Origin of the sequence: Streptomyces sp. NPDC057697 (assembly GCF_042799335.1) — a bacterium.
GTDB lineage: Bacteria > Actinomycetota > Actinomycetes > Streptomycetales > Streptomycetaceae > Streptomyces.
Window position 1 is genome coordinate 49,784 of the sequence record NZ_JBHVJA010000016.1, and the last position, 21,802, is coordinate 71,585.

Below are 21,802 nucleotides of genomic sequence, written 5' to 3' on the forward strand. Positions count from 1 at the left end.
ACCCATGACCATCACCATCCATGACCAGGATCTGCACGCCGCACGGCAGATGTGGGACTATCTGCTCCTGAACCGCCCGGTCCGCCCCTGCTCAGCCGCGATCGGACTCGGCAGTCATGATCTCGGGGTCGCGACGACCGCGGTCGGCCACTACCGCGCCGGGCTCTTCCCGATCCTGGTGTTCACCGGCGGCAACAGCCCCACCACCAAGGACCGTTTTCCGCGCGGCGAAGCGGTGCACTACCGGGAGCACGCGATCGCCCTCGGCGTGCCCGAGGATGCCGTGCTGGTCGAGCCGCGCGCCGCCAACACCGGACAGAACATCACCTGCACCCGAACGCTGCTGGACCAGCGGGGCCTGGCCGTCGACTCCGTCATGCTCATCTGCAAGCCGTACATGGAGCGGCGGGCCTACGCCACCTGTCGCAAGGTGTGGCCGGAGGTCGCTGTGCAGTGCGCGTCCGAACGCATCGGCCTGGAGGACTACCTGGCGGCCATCGGAGATCGCAAACTCGTCATCGACATGCTGGTCGGAGAGCTGCAGCGCATACAGGAGTACCCACGGCTCGGATTCGCTACCGAGCAGCGGGTTCCCGCCCCGGTGCGCGGGGCCTACGACCATCTGGTGCGGGCCGGCTTCGACAGCCGCCTGGTCAAGTCGTAGCGGGACAGCCGGTCAGCCGGAGCGCGGCCTGTGTCAGTCCTGGCCGTCGACTCGCCGCAGCCTTCGGATCGCCGGCACACTCAGCAGCGCCACCGACACCGCCACGGTGCACACCGCACCGGCCAGCAGCATGGAGCGTCGGCCGAACAGCTCCGCGGCGGGCCCGGCCAGCGCCTCGCCGACCGGCAGAAAGGCGATCGAGCCGGCGATGTCATAGGCGTAGACGCGGTTGAGTACCTCGTGCGGGACCTGGGTCTGGATGCTGGTCGCCCACATCACCCCCCAGAACGCCATCCCCAGCCCTCCGACGACCGCGCCCGCCGCGATCACCGGCACGGGCAGTCCGCTGCCCACCGCGAACGGGAAGACGGCGAACAGCGCCACGCCCACGGCTCCGGCCCGCAGCTGGAAGGCGGGCCGGAGCCGCATGGCGAGGATCCCGCCGACGACGGTGCCGCAGCCCAGCGCCGAGTTGACGAGGCCGTAGTCGGTCACGCCGTGCTGCTGGACCATCTCCGTCGCGATCAGCGGGGTGGTGGGGCCACGTGCTGTGAGCGCGAAGAAGCTCCACAGCGCCAGCACGCCCCACAGCCACGGCCGTACCCGGACCGCCCTCCAGCCCTCCCGCAGGCCCTGGCGCATGCCGCCGGTCGCGGACGGTGCCGTACCCGTCTCCTCGGCGCGCGTTCCCGACGACGCGGCACGGTCCGGCCGCCGCACCGCCCACAGACACAGGGCGCTGGCCGCGTATGTGCCGGCATGCACGGCGAAGACGCTGCCGGCCGACGCCACGGCGACCAGAAGGCCGGCCGCCGTCGGGCCGACGAGCGACATCACCGCCTCGACGGTGCGGATCGCCCCGTTGCCCTGTTGCGCATCCGCGGACAACTGGCGCACCGTGCCGGCCACTCCGGGCTGGAAGACCGCCGAGGCGCCACCGTTGACGAGACCGATCACCAGGACCTGCCAGAGCGCCACGTGGCCGGAGAAAAAGAGACCGGCCGCGAAGGACTGACTGACCAGCCGGACCAGGTCCGCCCCGATCATCAGCCGCCGCGGATCGACCCGGTCGGCGATCACCCCCGCGAAGATGACCAGAACGGCCCAGGACACCGTGGGTACCGCCATGGCCACACCGACCGACGTGGCGCTGTGGCCCTGCTGGAGCAGCCCTGCGGCCAGCGCCACCGGCAGCATCGTGTCACCGAGCCGGGCCACGGCACGGGAGAGAAAGAACAGCTTGAAGTCCCGCGACCACAGCCGTCGTTCACGCTGTCTCTCCGCTACGGCACCGCTGTACCCGGAGCGTGCCCGCGCTCTCACCGCGGCAACGAGCTCTCGACCAGGGCCGCGACCGTGCCATCCGCGTCGCGCAGCACGCCGGCCAGCAGCGCCAGCACGTCGTCGGCGAGCCCCTCGGCCACGGCCATCCCACCGGGAGCGCCCCCGCAGAAGGCCCGCACCGTCGATGCCTCGGGGGTGAACTCGAAGCGCAGAGTGGTGACACTCAGGTCCTGGGCCGGACGGAAGGGACCCAGATCGCGGGGCTCGCGTTCGTCAGGGGCCGGCAACGGACCGGTGGCGTCGGCGACGGATCGCGCGGCGGCCGCGGAGCCGGTCGCGGCCTCGGTCGGCATCCGGACGTGCAGTTGTACGTAGTCGATGCCGTCGGAGAGCAGTGCCGCACCCAGTGGTGGTACGGCGCAGGCCAGATCCGCGACGCTCAGCGCGGAGAAGCGGAGAGCGGCCAGATTCTGGCCCATGACGGACTTGAAGCAGTCCGACAGGGCCTGGTCGGGATCGATGTGGCAGACCACCGGACGGTCGTGAACGAAGCAACCGGCCGCGACATCGAACCCGGGCCGCTGCCGAGTCGAGACCGGAGTGAACAGCGCGAGCGTACGGGGCCCACCACGGTGCCAGATCGCCGCCGCGGTCAGCGCCGCCAACACCGAAAAAGCGGTGGCCCCTTGGGCTCGGCAGACGGCGCCGACCAGCGTATGCAGGGCCGGTCCACGATAGAGCTTCTGCACCTGGCCCAGTGACAGTCCACCTGTCGGCCCGGCGTCCGTTCCGCCCGTCCGGGGAATCAGTCCCGAAACCGGTTCGAGGCGATCCAGGGAGCGGGACCAGTACCGTGTCTCGCGCTCAGCCCGCGCCGCGGCGTCGACTCGCCTCTCGCACAACTCACGGTAACTCACCGGAAGTTCGTCCGTCTCGCTCCCGTGCCGCCCGAGCGCGCCCTCCAGCAGGGCCGTCAGCTCGGCTGTCAGGACCCGCTCGGCATGTCCGTCGCAGACGAGGTGATCCAGGGTCACCAGCAGGTATCGTTCCCGCCCGGCCGAGTCCTCGATCAGCGCATACTCGGCGCGACCAGGGATCTCGCGCACCTGCGCCGACACCAGACAATCGGCCTTGCAGGCGGCCAGCAGGTCTCCCGCACTCTCGCCGGGGCGTGTGACGGCGGTGCGCAGTCGAGGGGCAACGGCCTCGATCCGCTGCAAGTAGGGCGCACGCCCGACCAAACCGCTGCGCAGCGCCTCCTGCCGCTGTTGCAGACGCGTGATCGCGGACTGGATCCGGGCCCTGGACGTCTCGGGCCGGAGCGGAAGGGAGATGAGCGTGTTGCGGAAGATCCCGGGACCGAAGAGGCCTTCCAGGAAGAGCATGCTCTGTTGTTCCGGAGAGAGCGGGAACGGGGCCAACAAGAGTCTCCCGACGTGGTGTTCAGCCTTGAACGAGACTGGACTGGACCAATTTTGTCGATCGAGAGGGGATGCTAGGTCCTCGCCGGGATCACGGCAAGAGCCACAGGACCTGCCGCGCGACTCCTTGCCTCAGTGGTGCGGAGCGTGAACCGACCGCCCTGAATCGCTCCTTTCATCGGCCTTGTTCCGTGACGCCTGAGACACCGTCGGCCGCCTCGCCACCTGGGACGTGGTCCCTGGCGGTCCCCTCGTACGGCTGTCGGCTCCCGATGCGCCGCATCGTGCACGCCGTCTCCGTGTGTCCGCCGGGTCGCCGTCGCTCGCACCGCGCTCGTTCTGAAGGGCCGTCACATCAGGCTGGGCGCGTTCGACATACGGCCGGATGATGGGCGGTCCAACGGGCTTTCGGCCAATCGGACTGAAAAGGCGTCGTTTCCGGGGTGCCCGGAAGCAGGAGAACCTGAGAGGCGAGGGAAGAGGGCACGGGCAGAGCCGAGGGGGAGCCGCCATGTCCAGACCGCTCTATGTTCCCGTCCTGCCGGCCAAGCCGCACGCCCTGGCTGCCTACCAGCACCTGGCCCCGGCCGTGCAGTCGGCCGTCGTACCCCTCTGGAACCTGCCTCCGCGACGGGGCCTTCCCCCGGACGCCCTCCGCTCGCAGATCCGGCGTGACGCGCACGCGGTGAGCAAGAGGCAGCGCCACCATCCCGCCTGGCTCGACGCCCCGTTCGCCGACGCGGCACAACTGACGGCACTGACGGCCGTGCTCGCGGAGCTGGGCGGACTGGCCCCGCTGCGACCGGTCACCGGCCCCGACCGCCCCGTCTCGCACCAGGTTGCTTCCCTGGCTCAGGCCCGGACCGGCGGGAACGGCCTCGGCATACGGGTCGCCGTGCCCGGCGAGTGGGAAGGCGCGGCCGCCGTAGCCGTGCGTGATCTCCTGGCCCGCGCGGATCCGGCCGTCGAGACGGACCTCCTGCTCGACCTCGGCACCGTCCTGGCCGACCGGGCCGGGGCCGCGAAGGAGGCCCTGCGCGCCCTCGACGACCTGATGCCGCTGACTCCGTGGCGTACCGCCGCCGTGCTCGGCGGTGCCTTTCCGGCGGTGACCGCCGACATGGTGGAACACGGCCTGCACGTCGTACCCCGGACGGACTGGCACACCTGGCGCGAGCTGCTGGACAGCGGTCGCGGCTACGTCCGGTGGCTCAACCACGGCGACTACGGGATCCAGTCCGTGCGGGCGCTCGCGCGCGAGGCGTCCCAGGGCGGTGGGCCGCCTTGGGGGACGCTCCGCTACACCACGGAGGAGGCGTTCGTCCTCGCCAAGGTCGTTGCTCGTGGCGAGGACCGCATCACCGTCAACCGGGCGGCAGCCCGACAGCTCGTCGAGATGCCGGACTTCCGGGGCGCGGCAGCCGGCGCGGGAGAAGTCTGGCTGCGGGACTGCGCGCACGGGCAGGGGCCCTCCGGGACGGGCAACGCGGCGGTCTGGCTGCGCGTGGGCAACGTCCAGCACATGTCGTACGTCGTCCGGAGCCTGCGGGCGTGACCCCGCCCGCGGCATCCGTTCCGTGTGGGGGTGGTCAGGCGAAGAGAGGGTCCAGCAGTGCCGGTCCGGCCTCCACTCGCCAGGCCGGCAGCCGCACCGTCCGGGTCACCGGCGCGGGCTTCGCGCCGCGACCGCCGGAGGGGAGCCCGATCAACAGGTCACCGCGTGCGTGGCTGAGCCGTAGGTGGCGTGCGGGATCCTGTCCGGGCGGCGTACCCGCGTCGATCAGCACCGCGGTATTCTCTCCGCCCACCGTGAACAGCAGGTCCACCGTGTGACCGCCGACCACTGCCGCGCGTTCCAGGTCGGTGACGCCACGGGCGCCGAGGTACTCCTGGAGACGGTCGGCCAGCTCCTCGCGGAACGCGGGCGGTGCCTGGGGGACGGGGATCACGTTCCGGTCGTCGGCGGCCCCCGTACGCAGCGGCGTCGAGCGCTCCGCGAGTACCGTCGGCAGCCCCGCCTGCCCCTGCCAGAAGCGATGGTTCCCCACCGTGATCAGCTGCGACTTCGCCCGGGTGACCGCGACGTTCCAGAGATTGACCTGGCTCGACACCCGTGCGTCGTCCTCGGCGGGGTGTTGTCCGTCGCCACCGGGCTCAGGACCATGACGTCGCGCCGACCGCCCTGGAAGGCGTGCACCGTACCGACCCGGACCCGGTCGTCACCGGCCCACACCCGGGCCAGCGCGTCCTTCTGCGCGCGGAACGGCGTCACCACCCCGACGGTGGCGTCCTCGGGCAGCCGTGCCGGCAGTTCGTCCACGGTCTGCCGCACCTGGTCCGCCTCGGCCCGGTTGCGCCACGACCGGCCGCCGCTGCCGACCGAGGACTCGCCGTACGGCACGTCCACCCAGCCGAGCACCGGAGCCGGCTCGGCCCGGAGCGCAGCCGTACGCGCGTGGTGGTTGCGCAGCTCACCGGCGACGGTCGCGGCGCCCCGGCCGGCTCGGCCAGCAGTGCGGCCAACGTCGCGGCCTCCCGCTCCCGGGCTTCCAGGTTTCTGTCCGTACCAGCAGGCCCGGCGAGATCTCGACCGTCGTGACACCGCGTGGCCGTCCGCGGCAGCGTCTCCGGATCGGCCGCGCCGCGGCGGCCCCGGGCTCCCCGTGCGTCACCCGCTTTGTTCTGCTGTACTGCCCTGCGGCTAGTTTGTGTGCAGGACGTATACGCAGGCCCGTGATGGCAGAGGCGCACGGGGAACAGGAGGTCGGGAAGAGTGTCGCTGCGCGGAGGTGATCCAGCCGAGATCGGCGGCTATCCGCTGGAGGCGCGGCTCGGCTCGGGCGGCATGGGCACGGTCTTCCTGGCCCGGACGAGCTCGGGGCGGCCCGTCGCCATCAAGCTGATCCACCAGCAGTTCGCGGCGGACGACGAGTTCCGCATCCGATTCCGGCAGGAGGTGGCGGCGGCGAGGCGGGTGAGCGGCGCGTTCACCGCCGCCGTGGTCGACGCCGCCCCCGAGGCCGAGCAGCCGTGGATGGCGACGACCTACATCGAGGGGCACACGCTCGCCCAGCGCATCGCGGAGCACGGCCCGCTGAACGGGGCGGAGCTGCGAAGGCTCGCCATCGGGCTGGCGGAGGCGCTCCGCGACATCCACCGGGTGGGTGTCGTCCACCGTGACCTCAAGCCTTCGAACGTCGTGCTCTCGCCCGAGGGCCCGCGCGTCATCGACTTCGGCATCTCGCGCGCCGCGGACCAGCAGACGCTGACGATGACGGGGCGGGTCATCGGCACCCCGCCCTTCATGTCGCCGGAGCAGTTGCAGGCGCCGCGTGGTGTCGGGCCGCGGTCCGACGTCTTCTCGCTGGGGACGCTGCTGGTCTACGCGGCGACCGGCCACGGGCCCTTCGACGCGGACAGCCCGTACCTGACGGCGTACCAGGTGGTGCACGAGGAGCCGTCGCTGGACGCCGTACCGGTGGCTCTGCGGGCGGTCGTCGAGCCGTGCCTGGACAAGGAGCCCGAGGGGCGCCCCTCGGCGGACGAACTCCTCGTGCTGCTGCGGGACCTGCCGGCCGACCTCGGCGGTGCCGCGGCGGCCGGGGCCGGTACGGGCCGCACCCGCGACATGGCCACCCAGCACCATCTCGCGACGCCGGTCGCCCCGTCGCCGGCCGGGCCGGCCGACGCCCCGGACGGTCCCGGCACGGGGAACGCCGACACCTCCATCGGCCGCCGTCTGCGCCGCCGGTGGCGTCCCGTGCTCGCGGCCGCGGTCGCGGTGGCGGCGATCGGCGGGGGAGCCGCCGCGCTGCAGGCGGGTCCCTTCGGGGGGAAGGGCGGCGGCGTCCGGGACCACGGCGTCGCGACGCCGGGTGTCGCGCTCCCGGACGGCTTCCGGCCGTGGCACAGGACCGTGCCGGGGGGCCAGGAGGACATCCCCGACGAGCTGCGCTGCGTCGCGCGTGGCGACGCGCTGTTCTGCGGGGGCGGCGGTGTCGTCGCGGCCCGGATCAGGGTGTCGGACGGCTCGCGGGTCTGGACGGCGAAGAGTCCGGGCGTCCCGGCCCAGGGCATGCACCTGGTGGGGGCCACCGACGACACCGTGCTCGGCTACCGCTTCGCCGACCAGGAAGCCCCGCAGGGCCCTCCCACCGAGGTGGTGGCCCTCGACGCGAGCAGCGGCCGGGAGCTGTGGTCCGTCGCGTCCGGCGCCCAGTCGGAGGCCGTCACGGGCCGGTCCCAGGACGCCGCCGTCGTCGGCTCCGACGTGGTGACGGTCGACGCCACCAACTCCCGCTTCGAGGCCCGGGACGCGCACAGCGGCACGGTCTCCTGGGAGACGCCGTTCCCGGCGGGCACCCAGTGCGCTCCCGTACCGATGGGCACACGGCTCCTGGCGATGTGCGCGACCGACGCGGAGGTGGACGCCCTGGAGGTGCGGCACCCCACCCTGTACACGGTCGACCGCGCCTCGGGAGCCCTGGGCAGACCCGTCGCGGTCGACGGTCCCGCCGTGCCGATGGGCGTGGCCGACGGCAGGCTCGTCCTCCTCAAGGAGCGTCTGGAGGGACCGGCGCTGGCCGGTTACGACGGGGTGGCGCGGGTCGACCCGGACTCGCGGAAGGTCACGTACTCCCGGCTGGCCGAGATGTACACGGGGACGCCCGGCATGGCGGACGGCACCCTTTTCGTGAGCAGGCAGACCGGTCTCGTCACGGCGATCGACCCCGCGACCGGCCGGGCGAAGTGGTCCCGTCAGACGGGCGTGGAGGGTGCGTCGGGCCCCGTGACGGGAGCCGGTGCGCTGTACTTCAGCTCGGCCACCGGCCGGGTGGTCGCGCTGTCGCCGCGGGACGGCAGGGCACTGTGGACGACGGATCCGCAGGCCGACGGGCTGACGGGTGAGCAGGGCGCGAGCCCGCGGGTGACCGTCGCGGGGCGTGTGGTGATCGTCGCCGCGGCCAAGAACACGGTCTTCGCCTTCGACGCGCAGAAGCCGCCGAAGTCGGGCTGACCGCGGACACGGCGGTGCCGGGGAGGGCCCTCCCCGGCACCGCCGTGGCGCCCCCGGGTCAGCAGGGGGCCGGACGGTCAGACGCGGTCGGCCGCGATGAGGAGGTACTGGAAGGAACCGTCCTTGTAGGAGTTGATGAACGCGTCCTCGATCCCCGTGACCAGCGACGACGTGGCCCGCAGCTCCCAGTAGGGCAGCGTGTCGGGGGTGAGGTCGACGACGGCCTGCGGCACGAGCCGGTTGTCGGCCATGGCGCGCAGGTACTCCCGGCGCGAGTGGATGTTGCACTCGAAGTGCGCGTTGATCTGTGAGACCCACTTCGAGGGCTGGCCGTACCGAGGGTTCCAGCAGCCGGTGATGGTCACATAGCGGCCGCCGACTTCCAGGACGCGGGAGTGTTCGGCGAAGAGGTCGTTCAGGTCGACGTACATGCTCGACTCGTTGTTCCACGAGGCCGCGGCCGACCCGGTCTCGAACGGCATCGAGAGCATGTTGCAGACACGGGCGCGGACGTGGTCCTGGATACGGAGTTCCCGGGCGCGGTTGTTGGCGAAGTCGGCCTGCTTGGCCGAGAGCGTGACCCCTTCGACCGCGCATCCGAAGCGCTGGTGCGCCATCACCATCGAGCCGCCGCGGCCGCAGCCGGCGTCCACCAGGGTGTCGTCCCGCCCGATGTCGCCGAGGTGCCCGAGGAGGAACTCCGCCTGCGCCGACTCCAGCCGGTGGAGTTCGGCGATCAGCTTCTTCTCGCCGACGCTGTCGCCGGTGTCGCCGAGCGCGGAATGGTCGATCTCACCGATGCCGTAGTGGTGGTGGTAGAGGCCGTCGACATCGCCGAGGCGCAGGTTCACGGGCCTGGCCTCCCCGTCCCAGTAACGGGCGATGTCCCCCTGGTAGGGCGTCGCCGGGCCGGGGACGCGCAGCGGGGCGGCGGTGGCGGTGAGTGCGGTGTTGGTCACGGATGAGTCCATTTCTCTTACCAGAAATCGGGCAGGCTGTAGCGATAGGTGTTGCACTGGTGCCAGTGGTGGTTGCCGTCGACCCAGGCCGCCACGCCCCGCAGGAAGCGGTGCACCTGCGGGACGGGGCAGGCGGCGGCGAGCGCCGAGGCCTCGGTCTCGAACGCGTGCATGAGGTCGTTGTGGACCTCGACCGACTTCAGATAGGCGTCCCGGTCGGAGAGGCCCTCGCGCTCGGCGATCACGACGGGCAGGTTCAGGTGCCGGCCCGGAGCATCCAGTTCCTTGGTGTACGAGTACAGGTCGTTCACGATGGTCGTCGCGTTGCCCGCGAGGGCGATGACCTTCTGCATGGCGGGTTGCGCGTGCAGGTCCGCCGGCAGTTCGTAGCCGCCGACGGTGTCGGTGATGGTGGGGCAGGGGCGGAAGTTGTTGAACTGGCGCATCGCCAGGTACTCCCACACCTCCGGTACGTGGTCCAGCTGGGCCCAGGCCGCCTCGGCGAGGTATCCCAGGTGGAGCCGGGCCATGTCGTGGCGGAGCCGGTCCGCCTGGGACGGCCCGGCCGCTCGGACGAAGTACTCCATGGCGGAGCGGTAGGCGCGCCGGGGGGCGTCCGCGTGGAGCGACCGCGCCCACTGCGGCTGGTACTCCTCCGTCGTGTGCAGGGGGTCCAGCGCGGTGTGCGCCAACAGCAGTCGTTCGCCCAGGCCGACGGGTGAGCCCCCGTGGTCCTCGCAGTAGCAGTCGTCCACCGCGTTCTCGGCCACCATCAGGCGGGTGGCGAGCATCAGATGGTCGATCGTGGGCGCGTCCGGATGGCAGCCGACCATGTAGCGGCCCACGGAGAAGCCGTCGAACTCCTGCTCCCATTCCTCGGGGTACAGGGCGACCTCGTCCAGTGCCCAGGCCTTGATCCGCCGGCTGACCTCCTCGACCCTGGCCGGGTCGGGTTCGGGCACCGGGTGGTGGTAAAGGCCGGGGACCGGCACGCCTTCCGCCGGGGCCGCGGGCGTCGGCGGTTCCTCCCGCGGGGTCAGGCGCAGGCCCGCCGTCCCCAGGCCCGTGGGACCGCGGAGGATCCGTTCCAGACCGGCGCCCGGTACCTGCGCAGCCGGGACGCCGGGGTGCGGCGGGGCGGGCGTGGGGGCCGGGCCGCCGGTGGCGGGCGTGCTGCCGGTGCCGAGGGCGGCCGCGGCGGCGAGTACGTGTGCCCCGAAATGGGAAGCGGCCTCCGGCAGGCTCGACTGTGGTGGTGGCGGCTCGGGCGCGGACATCCATGGCTCCTTGGTGGGGTGGTCGGCTGTCCCGAAGTCCTTCGGGCGTCCGCGGCCTCCCCCGGGCGTCCGGGGTGTCGCACAGAGCCGTTCGGACCGGGGGCGCTACTTGGGCCAGCGGGCGATCTGCACGTTCTCCAGTACGCCGACGGCGTCCGGCACGAGGATCGCGGCGGAGTAGTAGGTGCTGACGAGGTAGGACATGATGGCCTTCTCGTCGATGCCCATGAAGCGGACCGACAGCCCCGGCTCGTACTCGTCCGGCAGGCCGGTCTGGTGCAGACCGACGACGCCCTGGTTCTCCTCGCCGGTACGCATGACGAGGATCGAGCTGGTCTTCTCCTGCGTGACGGGGATCTTGTTGCAGGGGAGGATCGGAACGCCGCGCCAGGCCGGGACCTGCTGACCGCCGAGGTCGACGTGGTCCGGATAGATCCCGCGCGCGTTGAACTCGCGCCCGAGCGCGGCGATCGTCCGGGGGTGCGCCAGGAAGAACTTGGAACCGCGGCGCCGGCAGAGCAGTTCGTCCATGTCGTCCGGGGTCGGCGGGCCGGAGTGCGTCTGGATGCGCTGCTTGAAGTCGGCGTTGTGGAGCAGGCCGAACTCGCGGTTGTTGATCAGCTCGTGCTCCTGCCGCTCGCGCAGCGCCTCGATGGTGAGCCTGAGCTGTTCCTCGGTCTGGTTCATCGGGCCGTTGTAGAGGTCGGCGACCCTGGTGTGGATCCGCAGAATGGTCTGGGCGACCGAGAGTTCGTACTCGCGCGGATTGAGTTCGTAGTCGACGAACGCGCCGGGCAGCCCGTGTTCGCCGACGTGGCCGGCCGACATCGCGATCTCCGCCTCACCGCGGTGGTTCTGCCGCCGGTCGGACAGCGAGGCGAACTCTTCGAGGTGGTTCCGCAGGCCCGGTGCGCCGGAGACCACGGCCGCGAAGTCGGCGCGCGACAGGGTGAGCAGGGTGCCCGAGGTCTCGGCGGTGGCGGTCTGCGTCCACCGGGCCTCCTCGTCCAGGAGGGCGTTCTCCCCGAAGCGGTCGCCGTCGGCGAGCACGTCCAGCGCGACCTCCTCGCCGTAATTACCGGCGGAGGTCTGGCTGATGCGGCCGTGGGCGACCAGATGGAGCTTGTCCGCGGGGGTCCCGCGCTCGACCAGCGTCTCGCCGGCCCGGAAGTCGCGTTGGACGCACCGGTCGGCGAGGGCGGTCAGCACCTCCACGTCGTCGAAGCCGCGCAGCAGGGCCAGTTCACCGAGCTCGCGGGGGATCACCCTGACATGGGTGCCGTCCTGGACGAACTCCACGACTCCGTCGCCGACGGTGTAGGCCAGGCGACGGTTCACCCGGTAGGCCCCGCCCTTGGCCTCCACCCAGGGGAGCATCCGCAGCAGCCACCGGGAGGTGATCTCCTGCATCTGCGGGGCGGATTTGGTCGTGCTGGCGAGGTTGCGGGCAGCGGCCGTGCTCAGGCTGGATTGCCGGGCCGGTTCCTGCGGTGCTTCCGGGCTCGAACCAACAGTCATCGGGCACGTTCTCCTTGGTCGGGGCGGTGACGCACATATGAGGACGCCATGGGGCGAGAGGAGAGAAAAGGGGGTAAGTGGACGGGAATCCGTCCAAGTGACAGGGGGACACTAATGGCCGCTTCGCCCTCGGCAGCAAGGAAAGCCGTCGACATTAACTCGATACGATGATCGTGCTCGCGCGATGTTTGTTCGAGCGTCGGCGTGATCCAGCCGCGATCGGTGGCGGGTTCCGGCGCGTGACCGGTCGTGCCGCGGTAGTCGCCGGGCGACGGCCCGAGGAGCGGCGGAACCGCCGTTCGCGCAGGGTTTCTGCTGGCCGTGCGGGCCTTCCGCGAGGTGGGCGGCCGCTGGGCGCGGCACGCACGGGCGGAGTTTCCGGGATTCCGGCGGCCGGACGGCGCGGGCGGACAGGGGTGGTTTTGAGCGAGGGCGTGTACGAGTCCGTGCACGCGGTTCGGTACTCGTCACCGCTCCACCGGCCGTCGGGGGGGGGCGTACCGGGCGGCCGTCACGGACGCGATCGCCGCGACCGGCACATCCACCGGTCGCGCGCACGACGGCGGGCCCCCGTACGTCCCGCTGGTCGCGGGCAGGCCGTACCCGGGGCGACTTCCGGGCGCGCTGTTCCCAAGCCCCGAGACCCCCTGCTTCGCTGGACCCAGGACGTGACCGGACCGTCATGACGTGATCGTGCGCCGGAGTGGGGGTACTGCGTGGACGTCGGGAGTGCGACCGCTCTGTCGGCCGCCGTCGTGGGGGTCGTCGGAACGCTGCTGTCCGCGCTGCTGACCCAGCGCGCCGCCGACCGCAGCCGGCAGCACGAGCGGGAGCGTGCCGAGCTGGCGCGGGAACGGCGCGGCGAGGCCAAGGAGCTGAGGGCCTGTTACGTCGCCCTCAACACCGCTGCGCGGCAGTATCTGGCCGCACTCACCGACCATGTGCACGCCCTGAACCGCGACGACACGACGTCCGTGCGGCAGCGGCTGGCCGAGGCGCGTGACCAGCACCGCGACGTGTACGCGGAGGCCCAGCTGCGGGTGCCGGACCGGGTCCTGGACCTGGCGGGCGACCTCAGCCGCGAACTGGGCAGGGTCTACGGCATGGTGCGGCGTCTCGACGCCGGGATGCCGCGCGAGGGGGACTCCAAGGCGGCCGTGCAGGAGCGCATCGACGTGCTCTGGCGCCGCCTGAGGGAGATGCGGCGGGAGATGCGGGCCGAACTGGGCGTGCCCCGGGTGTTCCGTGGTCGAAGCCAGGGAACCCGCCCGCCCGCGTCCGACGGATCGGCATAGTGGTGTCGTTGCCGGGGGCGGACCGGGCTCCGGGGGAGAGGAAGTGCCGATGAGCGACCAGGAGAGCGGCGGTGTCCAGGGCCTGCGCACCTGGTCGGCGGAGGCGGCGGAGCGGGTCAGAGGACTGGTCCCGGCCATGGGGGCGCGAGCGGTGCCACCGGCGCGGTACGACAGGTCGGTCGGGGAACTCGACCAACTCGTACGGCTGTTGGACCACGACCCGGTGCTGCGCGGTGCGGTGAGCGTATGGCTCGGCGGCGCGCTCGCCCTGCGGCTCTCCGCCGGGGCCGGGTCCGAGGCGGACCGCGAGCGTGCGGAACGGCTGCTGCGGGACGCGCGGGACCCCCGCACGGCGCTCGGCGCCACGGTCGGCGCGGAGGAGCGGCGGTGGGCCGCGCTGTTCCTGCTGACGCTCCTGACGCCGATGAAGCCGCAGCCGGGCGTGCCCGGGGGAGTGCCGGACCTCGCCGCGTTCGTCGACTGGATCACGCGGTCCGGGCCCGGCGGGGTGATGACCTTCGCGACGGAGATCCACGAGCTGACCGACGACATCGCGGAACTGCCGCTGCCGCCCGAGTTCCTCACCGAGTACCGGCGGATGCGGGCGCTGTTCTCGGCCGGCACGGGACCGGACTTCACCGAGATCCTCGCGAACACGATGCCCGCCGGTGACCCCTTCGCGGACGTGCTGCGGCAGACGGTGGGGCGGATGTTCGGCGACGGCGGGGGCGACGGCGGGTGGCCGGGGGGCGAGAAGGCCGCGGGGAGCGAGGGAGCCGCCGCCGACGGCCCCGCGGACGCCGAGAAGACGGACGCCGAGAAGGCGCGGGGGGAGAAGACGGACACAGAGAAGGCCGCCGCCCCCGGCCCGCCACCGGAACCCGGGCCGCCGCTCGCCCTCGGGGACATCCGGCGTATCGCGGCCGCTCTGGACGCCGTGAACGCCACCACCCACGGGTTCGACGAGGCACTCAGGAACGGCGATCCCCAGGCGCTCAACGACATGCTCCGCAAGCTCCGTTCCGTGCAGGACACGCCGCCGCCCGGCCCCGACCCGACGCCCGGGATCGAGGCCCTGATGGCGCTGCTGCTCAACGTCAGCGCCGGAGCCGGAGGCACGATCCAGGACCAGTCGGCGGGCCGCGCCCACCTCGACGCCATCGTCCGCTACTTCGAGAACTACGACGGCCCGCTGCCTCCCGGGTTCCGGGACCCGGCCGTCCTCGGGCACGCACAGGCGCTCTACGCCAAGGTGCTCGACGCGGAGGACCCGCAGACGCTCGCCGGACTGGTCGCCGACGCGGAGGAGCTGGCCCGGACCGTCCCCGAGGGCCATCCGTTCCGCTTCGTCGTCGAACTGACCCTGGGCGCGGCCCTCACCCGGCTCGGTGCCGTCCTCGGCGACCTGGAGCCGGTCCGGCGCGGCACCCCCCTCCTGGAGAAGGGGATGGCCGGTGCCCGCGCCAGCGGTTTCCCGTTCGCGGAAGCGGCGCCCCTGCCCACCGGACCGGACTTCGACCTGCTGCGCGCCGCACTCGCGGGCGGGGAGGCGCCCGGCGCCGACCACGTCCCACCGCCGCCGGACGCCTCCCCGGACGAGATCTACTCCGCCGCACTCTTCGCCGGACTGCGCTACGCACTCACCCGCGACCCGGCCGTCCTGGACCTGCTCATCGGCGAACTGGAACGTGTCCGGGACGCCGTACGGGACGGCAGGGCCCCCAGGATCGCCGCCGAGGCACTGTGGAGACTGGCCGAGGCCTACCGCGAGCGCGGCGTCCTCCACCAGGACGTCAAGGACATCAGGGCGCTGGCCGCGGCCGAGGAGGCGCTGACGGCGCTCGGAGCCGACGTACTCCTCCAGGCCGGTGCGGAACACGGGCTCCTCACCGCCCGCTCCGGGGCGAACCGCGCCGTCCAGGCGGCGTTGTGGGCGGCCTCGCAGGGGCGGCTGCACGAGGCGGTGGCCGTGCTCGAACTGGGGCGTGCCCTGGTGCTGCACGCCGCGTCCACCTCGTCCGCCGTGCCCGAACTCCTCGACGCGGGCGGCCACCACGAACTCGCCGACGCCTGGCGGGAAGCCGTCGCGCCCGGGGCCGACGGAGCCCCGGACACCGCCCGGCAGCAGGGAGTCCCCGCCGAACTGCCGAGCACCCTGCGCCGCCGCGCCCTCGAAGCCCTCGGCTACCGCGAGCGGGGCGGTCCGCTCGGCACCCCCACGCCCGCCGACCTCGCGGACGGGGTCGCGGAGAGCGACGCCGACGCGCTGGTCTACCTCGTCCCCGGAGAGGACGCGGAAGCCGGAGTGGCGGTCATCGTGTCGCCCGAGCGCGGCCTCGCCATGAAGGTCCTGCCACAGCTGTCGGGCGCCGGGAACGGCCCGCTGGAGCGCTACCTCGACGCCACCGCCCTGTACGACGCGGCCCCCGGCGACGCGGCTGCGGCCCAGGGCTGGGAGGAGTCCCTGGTGGCGCTGTGCGACTGGGCCCACGAGGTGCTCGGCCCCGTCGTCGGCGCCCTGGAGGAGGCGCTGCGGACCGGTGGCGACCGGACGGAGGACCCGCTCCGCCTGGTCCTGGTGCCCTGCGGCCGCCTCGGCATCGTCCCCTGGCACGCCGCGCGCGGGCCCGGCACACCGCCCGCCTACCTCTGCCGGACCACGGTGTTCAGCTACGCGGCGTCCGGCGGCCAGTTCCTGCGCACGGTGCGGCGCGCGCCGCGGCACCCGGCGGCCGCCCCGGTGCTCCTCGCCGACCCCACCCTGGACCTGACCTACGCCGAGGTCGAGGTCCTGGCCCTGCGGAACGCCTTCTACCCGCGGGCCCGGCTGTGCGGGGGGATGTTCGAGGTACCCCGGGACGAGCTGCTGCCCGGGACCCCGGACGACGTCCTCGGGTTCCTCGCCGACGGCGCCTCCCTGCTGCACGTCGCCTCGCACGGATCGGCGGGCGTCCGGCCCACGGTCTCCGCCCTGCGCCTCGCCGCCGAGCCTGCGGGAGAACCGTCCGCCGGGCCGGACGGCCCGGAACCGGGCGACCTCACCGTGACCCGGCTGCTCGACCGGCCCGTACGTCAACAGACCCTGGAAGAAGGCCCGTTGGTCGTCCTGAGCGCCTGCCGGACCGATCTCAGCACCCGCGACCACGACGAGGCGCTGACGCTCACCACGGCGTTCGTCACGGGCGGCGCACGGGATGTCGTCGGATCCCGGTGGGCGGCTGACGACGGCACCGCGGCCCTGCTGATGGCGGTCTTCCACCACCATCTGAACGCCGAAGGGCTCAGCCCCGTCGACGCGCTCAGGGCCGCCCAGCTGTGGATGCTCGATCCCGGCCGGGAGAACCCGGGCTCGCTCGGCGGCGCGCTGCTCCGGCAGGCGGAGAGAACCGACCTGGACCGCGTCCCGCTGTGGGCCGCGTTCATCCACCAGGGGCACCCCGGCCCGGCAGGGACGGGGGAGACACGTGAAGGAGGGGGACCGGATGAACACGAGTGGTGAGGGCCCGGCCGGCCGGCTGCTCGCACTGATCGGGGAACACCGCACCGCGGTCCGCGCGGCGCTCGACGACGAGCAGTACGCGTTGCTGCTCACCCGGCTGGGAGCGCTCGCCGAGGTGGCGCCCGACGACGGCATGGCCGTCCGCAGGGCCTTCCAGGGCGTCCGGCTTGCCCTGCTGGCGCTGCCGTTCGACCATCCCGTACGGGCCGCCCTGGACGCCGTACGCCTGGTCGCCGCACCGCCCGAACCCGCCGCGGTCACGGGAGCGCGGGAGCTGGTGACGCTGCTGGCGCCCACGTCACCACCGGCACCCGGCACGCCGGAAGACACCTCGGACGAGATCCTGCGCGCCCCGGCCCTCTCCAGGGACGAGGCCCACGCCCGGTGCGGGGGAGCGGCGCCGCCGGAACTGATCAGACTGGCGGACCCCCGGGGCGGCGAGCGCTACCCGGAGTTCCAGTTCCCCGAAGGCTGCGGAAGCCCGTACGAGGTGGTCATCCGGGTCAACCGGCTGCTCCTCGCCGACATCGACCCCTGGGGCGCGGCGGCCTGGTGGCTCAGCGGGAACACCTGGCTGGGCGGGACACCCGCGGCACTCCTGGGCCGGCTGCCCGACCAGGAACTCGTGGGCGCGGCCGCCGCGCTGGTGGAGGGGGACTGATGACCGGCATCTTCCCGATGACCTCGCTGGAACTGCGGCCCGTCCTCCAGGTGCTGCCGGCCGGGACCGAGCTGTGGCGGGTCCACAACATCCGGTACGAGCCGGACCAGTTCAACCCGAAGCTGGCGGACCCCTTCGAGTTCAAGGACGGCAGCCGCTTCGACGGCACGCCGCTCGACCCGTACCACTGTCTCTACCTCGGGGACACCCCGACCACGGCCCTCGCCGAGAGCGTGCTGCGCTCCCGCCCCTTCGAACTGCCCGCCGGGCGGCGGCGCATCCCCTACGCCACCGTCCTGCACCGCACGCTGAGCGTGCTGCGCACCCGGTGCGAGCTGACCCTGGTCTCCCTGGTCGAGGCGAAGGACCTGGCCGCCGTCTGCCAGGAGTCCACGCTTCTGGAGGACGAGCGCAACTATGTCTCCGCCCGGCGCTGGGCGAGCGAGATCCGGGCGCAGGCCCCCGAGGCCATGGGGCTGATCTGGCAGTCCCGGCACAACCGCCCGCAGCGTGCCCTGGTGCTGTTCCACGACCGGTTCGCGCACTGCGAGGGCCGCCCGCTGGACGTGGTGCCCGCCTCGGGGATCCCGCGGCTCGACTCCGACGCGGGCATCGACCGGGCCAACCAGTACCTCGAACCACTGCGCGCGGAGATCTCGCGGCCGCGACGGGAGTGACACCCGCGGGAATCCGGACCGGCTTGTCCGCAGGGGGCCGCGGTGCCATGGTGATCGCATGGCATCGCCCCAACCTGACCTTGCGTCAACTCTCGAAGAGATCAGGGAAGTCCGGCGCATCGGCCTCGTCCGGCTGCGCGGCCGTCCGCTGCCGCACCTGGAGTCGGCGGCGGCCGTGGCCGCGACGGGTGCCCGTACGTCCGGTGCGGCCGTCGAGTCGCTGCTGCGGCGCGCCGTCTCCCTCCTGGACGAGGGCACGCTCCGTACCGCCGCCGAGTACACCCTGGGACTCGCGCAGGGCACCCGCGACTGGCCGGCGTCCTCGCGCCGGGCCAGGGCGGCCTCGGTGTACGGGGTCAGCGTCGAACGCTTCCGCAAGGACCACGAGGTGATGGTCCTGGGCCAGGTCGCCGAGCACGTCGTACGCCTGGCGGCGGCACCGGCCGAGCGGGAGGCGGCGGAGGAGGCGCCCCCGGAGGAGGAGAGGGCGCGGGGCACCGTCACGCACCGCACGGTGCGGGTGCGCGCCGGTGACCGCCAGGTGATGCTCACCGTGCACACGCACCCCGTGGACCTGCTGCGGGACGTGGACGTGGTGGTCTCGCCGATCAACGTCCACCTCGCGCTGCCGGAGTCGTACAAGTCGTCCGTCGCCGCCTCGCTGCGCAGGGCGGCGACCGTGTGGGGGGTGACCGGTGATGTGATCGAGGACCCGGTCCACGACGGGCTGCACGAGTGGGCCGTGCGGCACGGCACTTCGGGGCGCGCCGTGCTGCCCGGCACCGTGGTCGCCACCGGCTCCGGTGCCCTGGACGCGCAGGGCGTGCGGCGGATCTACCACGCCGCGATCGCGGTGCCCCGGGCCGGGACCAACGACTACGACGTGCTGCCCACCCATGTCACGGCGGCGGTGTCGCGGACCTTCGCGGTGCTGGCCGAGGAGTCCGGGCGGACGGACCCGCCGCTGCGTTCGGTGTGCTTCCCCCTGCTCGGCTCGGGCCGCGGCGGGCTGCCGTACCAGGTCAGTCTGGGCGCCGTGTGGGCCGCCGTCGAGGCGGAGCTGGCGCGCGGTGCGGACTGGGACGTCCACTTCGTGATGCGCAATCCGCAGGCGGCGGCCCTGCTGGCCCGGCTCGGGCCCGGGATCCGCCCGTAACGTGCCCGGTCCGCGACCGGCCGACCCGCTGGAATGGAGCCAAGGCCCTCCGCCCGGCACCTGACGAGCGAGAGCGGCGTGGCGCATTCGTGTCGCCGGATTCGCCGTCGGGACGCGCACGGTCGTGGTTCTCCCCAACGGCACCGGTCGGTGAACGACGGGGTGGTGAGCGGGTTGACGATGGGGCGGCCGGTCGTCCGCGCCGGTACCGGAGGCGGCCGTGCGGGCAGTGCGCGGCCGCATGGGCGGCGCGTCCGGCCGACGGGGATCGGAGTGGCTGGTTCCGGTCGTGACCGGCTGATGGAGTCTCCGGCGAGTTCTGTCCGCGGTTCTCGGAAGTCGCCCGTGCGTGAATCTGACGTGGAATCATCATCCCTCTTCCGCAAGGGGATCGAGTGATCGCGGCGGCCACCGGCGCGTGGCCTCGGCAGCGCCCGGACCGCCACGGCGACCCGGGGCACGGACGGACTACGGGGGGCTGTGGTGTGCATGGTGTCTGTCCGGTGTGCGCGACCCCGGAGGACCGGCTCGACAGCTGCGCGGTCTGCGGCTGGCGCCTCCACGACGACCCGGTGCTCGGTGGACCGACCGCGGCGGACCTGGCGGCCGCCGAGGCCGCACTCCGGACGGCGGAACACGCCTGGGACCTGCGCGCGGCGGCACTCGCCGCACCGGACCCGCAGGACCACCCCCGCCTCGCCGCCGTCATCAGGGGCGGCCCGCCGCGGGAGGACGCGACGGCACGGCCCGGAGCCGGTCTCCCCGACGGCCTCCCCGCGCCGGCCGGACACGGCACACCGCTCGACGAACTCCGGCGCGGCCGGGCGGAACTGACGTTCGTGGAGTGCGCCCCCGACGGACTCCACCTCACCCGGGCGACCTTCACCGAGGCCGGAATCCCCGTCCTCGACGCCGACAGCACACCCTGGCGCACGGTCGTGCCCGCCCTCGACGCCGACGCCGTCCTGCGCCGCTTCCAGCTCGCGGGCGGCAACGGCACCCTCCCGCCCGTGGACCGCCACGCCTTCGACGACGCGGTACGGGAATGGCTCGCCCCCGGACTGCCGTCCGCCCCGGGAACCGCGGCCGTCCTGCTGCGCCCGGCACCGGGCTGGGAACTGCTGCGGCGCGCGGCCGACCTCGTGGCCCGGGACCACGCCGTACGCCTCGAACTGCCCGGGGACGGCGCCGCGCCGGGGAACCCCGGGGAAGGGCCCGCCCGCCGCGCCGCCGTCGACCGGGTGCGCCGGATCCTGCGCACCCTGCCGCTGCTGACCGACCACACCCTGCTGCTGGCCCGCGCCGACCGGGACACCGGCGCCGTACGCCCGCACAGCCATGTGCTCTTCCCCGCCGGTTCCCGGCTCGCCCCGGGCGAGACCGCGACCGCCGAGGTCACCGTCTACGGCGGAGCCACCGGAGCCGACCCCCTCCATCTGCCGGTCCTCGCCGGGACCCCGGCCCCCGACGGCAACGGCGCCCCGGCGGTGACCGTGCACCGGCTCAGGGTCGCCGCGCTGGAACCGGCGCGGCTCACCTTCGTGCTGCGCGGCCCCGGCGAGGTGGACCTCGTCGCCCCCGCGAGCGAGCGGCAGCCCGAGCGGTCCTCCGTCGACGTGCCCCGTCTGCTGTCCGGTCTGCCCCGCCGGATGGTGCGCCCGCCTCGCCTCGATCTGCTGTTCACCGTCGAACTCAGCGGCGCCGACGCGGCCGAGACCGAGGAACGCCTCGCCTTCGTGCGGGACGTCGCCGCCCTGCTGGCCCGCAGGGACCACACCGGCAGCGCCGTCCGGGTCGGAGCCGTGGGCCACTACGACCACACGGACTACGAGAGCACCTGGGCCAGGGAGGGCGTGCTGCTGCGGGCCCCGGTCACCGCGCGCCCGCCCGCCGGGCTGTCCCGGGCGCTGGCCGACTGGGCACCGGCCCCGCGGCGGCAGGACACCGTGTCCTCCCTGGAGGACGCGCTGCACGCGGTGGCCGCGCTCTCCGCCGGACACCCCCGCACCGCCGAGGTGTGCCGGGTCCTCCTGATCGTCGGCCGCCGGCCGCCCGCCCCGTCCCGTCAGCAGGGGGTCGTACCGGCCTGCCCGCACGGCACCGACTGGCGGGCGGCGCTCGACCGGCTCCGGGCGGACGGCTTCCGCGTGCTGGCGCGGGCGGACCCGGCCACCGGCCCGCCGCCCTCCGACGCGGCGGGCAGACAGGCCAGACACTACGCGGCCGAGACCTGGCGGGCCCTGGGCGTCGACGGGGTGCTCCGGCCGGGCACCGACTCGGCCCGGGACGCGGTCCGGGCCCTGGACCCGCCGTGGCGGCACGAGGGCCCGGAGTGCCCGATCGCCTTCGCCGCCCCGCTCATGTGACACACCCC

16 protein-coding genes are annotated in these 21,802 nt (G+C 73.3%); 9 read left to right on the forward strand and 7 right to left on the reverse strand.

From position 1 onward, the window contains the following. Positions 1-4: 4 nt before the first annotated feature. A complete protein-coding gene (locus ACFVFH_RS31375; RefSeq protein ID WP_383774930.1) occupies positions 5-664 on the forward strand; it encodes a YdcF family protein in 660 nt (219 codons plus the stop codon). 33 nt (positions 665-697) lie between these two features. On the opposite strand, the gene ACFVFH_RS31380 is transcribed toward ACFVFH_RS31375, so the two are convergent. Continuing rightward, positions 698-1,987, reverse strand: a complete 1,290-nt coding sequence (locus ACFVFH_RS31380) for an MFS transporter (RefSeq protein ID WP_383774932.1) — start codon at positions 1,985-1,987, stop codon at positions 698-700. Continuing rightward, positions 1,984-3,372: a condensation domain-containing protein gene (locus ACFVFH_RS31385; protein WP_383774934.1), complete on the reverse strand. Its 1,389-nt coding sequence runs from the start codon at positions 3,370-3,372 to the stop codon at positions 1,984-1,986. The genes ACFVFH_RS31380 and ACFVFH_RS31385 overlap by 4 nt, the downstream gene beginning before the upstream one ends. 508 nt (positions 3,373-3,880) lie before the next feature. Between ACFVFH_RS31385 and ACFVFH_RS31390 the strand changes: the two genes are divergently transcribed. Further along, positions 3,881-4,924 (forward strand): beta family protein, encoded by a 1,044-nt coding sequence (locus ACFVFH_RS31390; RefSeq protein ID WP_383774937.1) that lies wholly within the window; start codon positions 3,881-3,883, stop codon positions 4,922-4,924. Between the two features lie 34 nt (positions 4,925-4,958). Here the strand turns inward: ACFVFH_RS31390 and ACFVFH_RS31395 are convergent, their stop codons facing one another. Beyond that, positions 4,959-5,480, reverse strand: coding sequence for a hypothetical protein (locus tag ACFVFH_RS31395; RefSeq protein WP_383774939.1), 522 nt, complete (start codon positions 5,478-5,480; stop codon positions 4,959-4,961). Further along, positions 5,423-5,776 carry an AAA domain-containing protein gene (locus ACFVFH_RS31400; RefSeq protein ID WP_383774941.1) on the reverse strand — a complete coding sequence of 118 codons (354 nt, stop codon included), beginning with the start codon at positions 5,774-5,776 and terminating at the stop codon, positions 5,423-5,425. Before ACFVFH_RS31400 ends, ACFVFH_RS31395 begins: the two co-directional genes overlap by 58 nt. 366 nt (positions 5,777-6,142) lie before the next feature. Between ACFVFH_RS31400 and ACFVFH_RS31405 the strand changes: the two genes are divergently transcribed. Further along, positions 6,143-8,386 (forward strand): PQQ-binding-like beta-propeller repeat protein, encoded by a 2,244-nt coding sequence (locus ACFVFH_RS31405; RefSeq protein WP_383774944.1) that lies wholly within the window; start codon positions 6,143-6,145, stop codon positions 8,384-8,386. Positions 8,387-8,463: 77 nt separating this feature from the next. Here ACFVFH_RS31405 and ACFVFH_RS31410 read toward each other — a convergent pair whose 3' ends face one another. The 3 genes from ACFVFH_RS31410 to ACFVFH_RS31420 all read right to left on the reverse strand — a co-directional run bounded on the left by ACFVFH_RS31410 (position 8,464) and on the right by ACFVFH_RS31420 (position 12,140). Then, positions 8,464-9,357, reverse strand: a complete 894-nt coding sequence (locus tag ACFVFH_RS31410) for a geranyl diphosphate 2-C-methyltransferase (protein ID WP_383774946.1) — start codon at positions 9,355-9,357, stop codon at positions 8,464-8,466. 5 nt (positions 9,358-9,362) lie between these two features. Next, entirely contained in the window at positions 9,363-10,622 is a 1,260-nt protein-coding gene (locus ACFVFH_RS31415; RefSeq protein ID WP_383774949.1) for a family 2 encapsulin nanocompartment cargo protein terpene cyclase, read from the reverse strand. A 105-nt stretch (positions 10,623-10,727) separates the two neighbouring features. Beyond that, a complete protein-coding gene (locus tag ACFVFH_RS31420) occupies positions 10,728-12,140 on the reverse strand; it encodes a family 2B encapsulin nanocompartment shell protein (protein ID WP_383774952.1) in 1,413 nt (470 codons plus the stop codon). Positions 12,141-12,856: 716 nt separating this feature from the next. On the opposite strand from ACFVFH_RS31420, the gene ACFVFH_RS31425 reads away from it, so the two are divergent. The 6 genes from ACFVFH_RS31425 to ACFVFH_RS31450 all read left to right on the forward strand — a co-directional run bounded on the left by ACFVFH_RS31425 (position 12,857) and on the right by ACFVFH_RS31450 (position 21,794). Continuing rightward, the gene (locus ACFVFH_RS31425; RefSeq protein ID WP_383774954.1) at positions 12,857-13,435 is read left to right on the forward strand and encodes a hypothetical protein; all 579 of its coding nucleotides are present in this window, start codon (positions 12,857-12,859) and stop codon (positions 13,433-13,435) included. Between the two features lie 49 nt (positions 13,436-13,484). Continuing rightward, a complete protein-coding gene (locus ACFVFH_RS31430) occupies positions 13,485-16,934 on the forward strand; it encodes a CHAT domain-containing protein (RefSeq protein WP_383774956.1) in 3,450 nt (1,149 codons plus the stop codon). Beyond that, positions 16,918-17,595, forward strand: coding sequence for a hypothetical protein (locus ACFVFH_RS31435; protein WP_383774959.1), 678 nt, complete (start codon positions 16,918-16,920; stop codon positions 17,593-17,595). The genes ACFVFH_RS31430 and ACFVFH_RS31435 overlap by 17 nt, the downstream gene beginning before the upstream one ends. Continuing rightward, a complete protein-coding gene (locus ACFVFH_RS31440; protein ID WP_383774961.1) occupies positions 17,595-18,272 on the forward strand; it encodes an RES family NAD+ phosphorylase in 678 nt (225 codons plus the stop codon). The genes ACFVFH_RS31435 and ACFVFH_RS31440 overlap by 1 nt, the downstream gene beginning before the upstream one ends. A gap of 58 nt (positions 18,273-18,330) precedes the next feature. Next, on the forward strand, positions 18,331-19,428 hold the full coding sequence (locus ACFVFH_RS31445) for a macro domain-containing protein (protein WP_383774964.1): 1,098 nt from the start codon (positions 18,331-18,333) through the stop codon (positions 19,426-19,428). Between the two features lie 503 nt (positions 19,429-19,931). Next, entirely contained in the window at positions 19,932-21,794 is a 1,863-nt protein-coding gene (locus tag ACFVFH_RS31450) for a hypothetical protein (protein ID WP_383774966.1), read from the forward strand. The last annotated feature ends 8 nt before the right edge of the window (positions 21,795-21,802 follow it).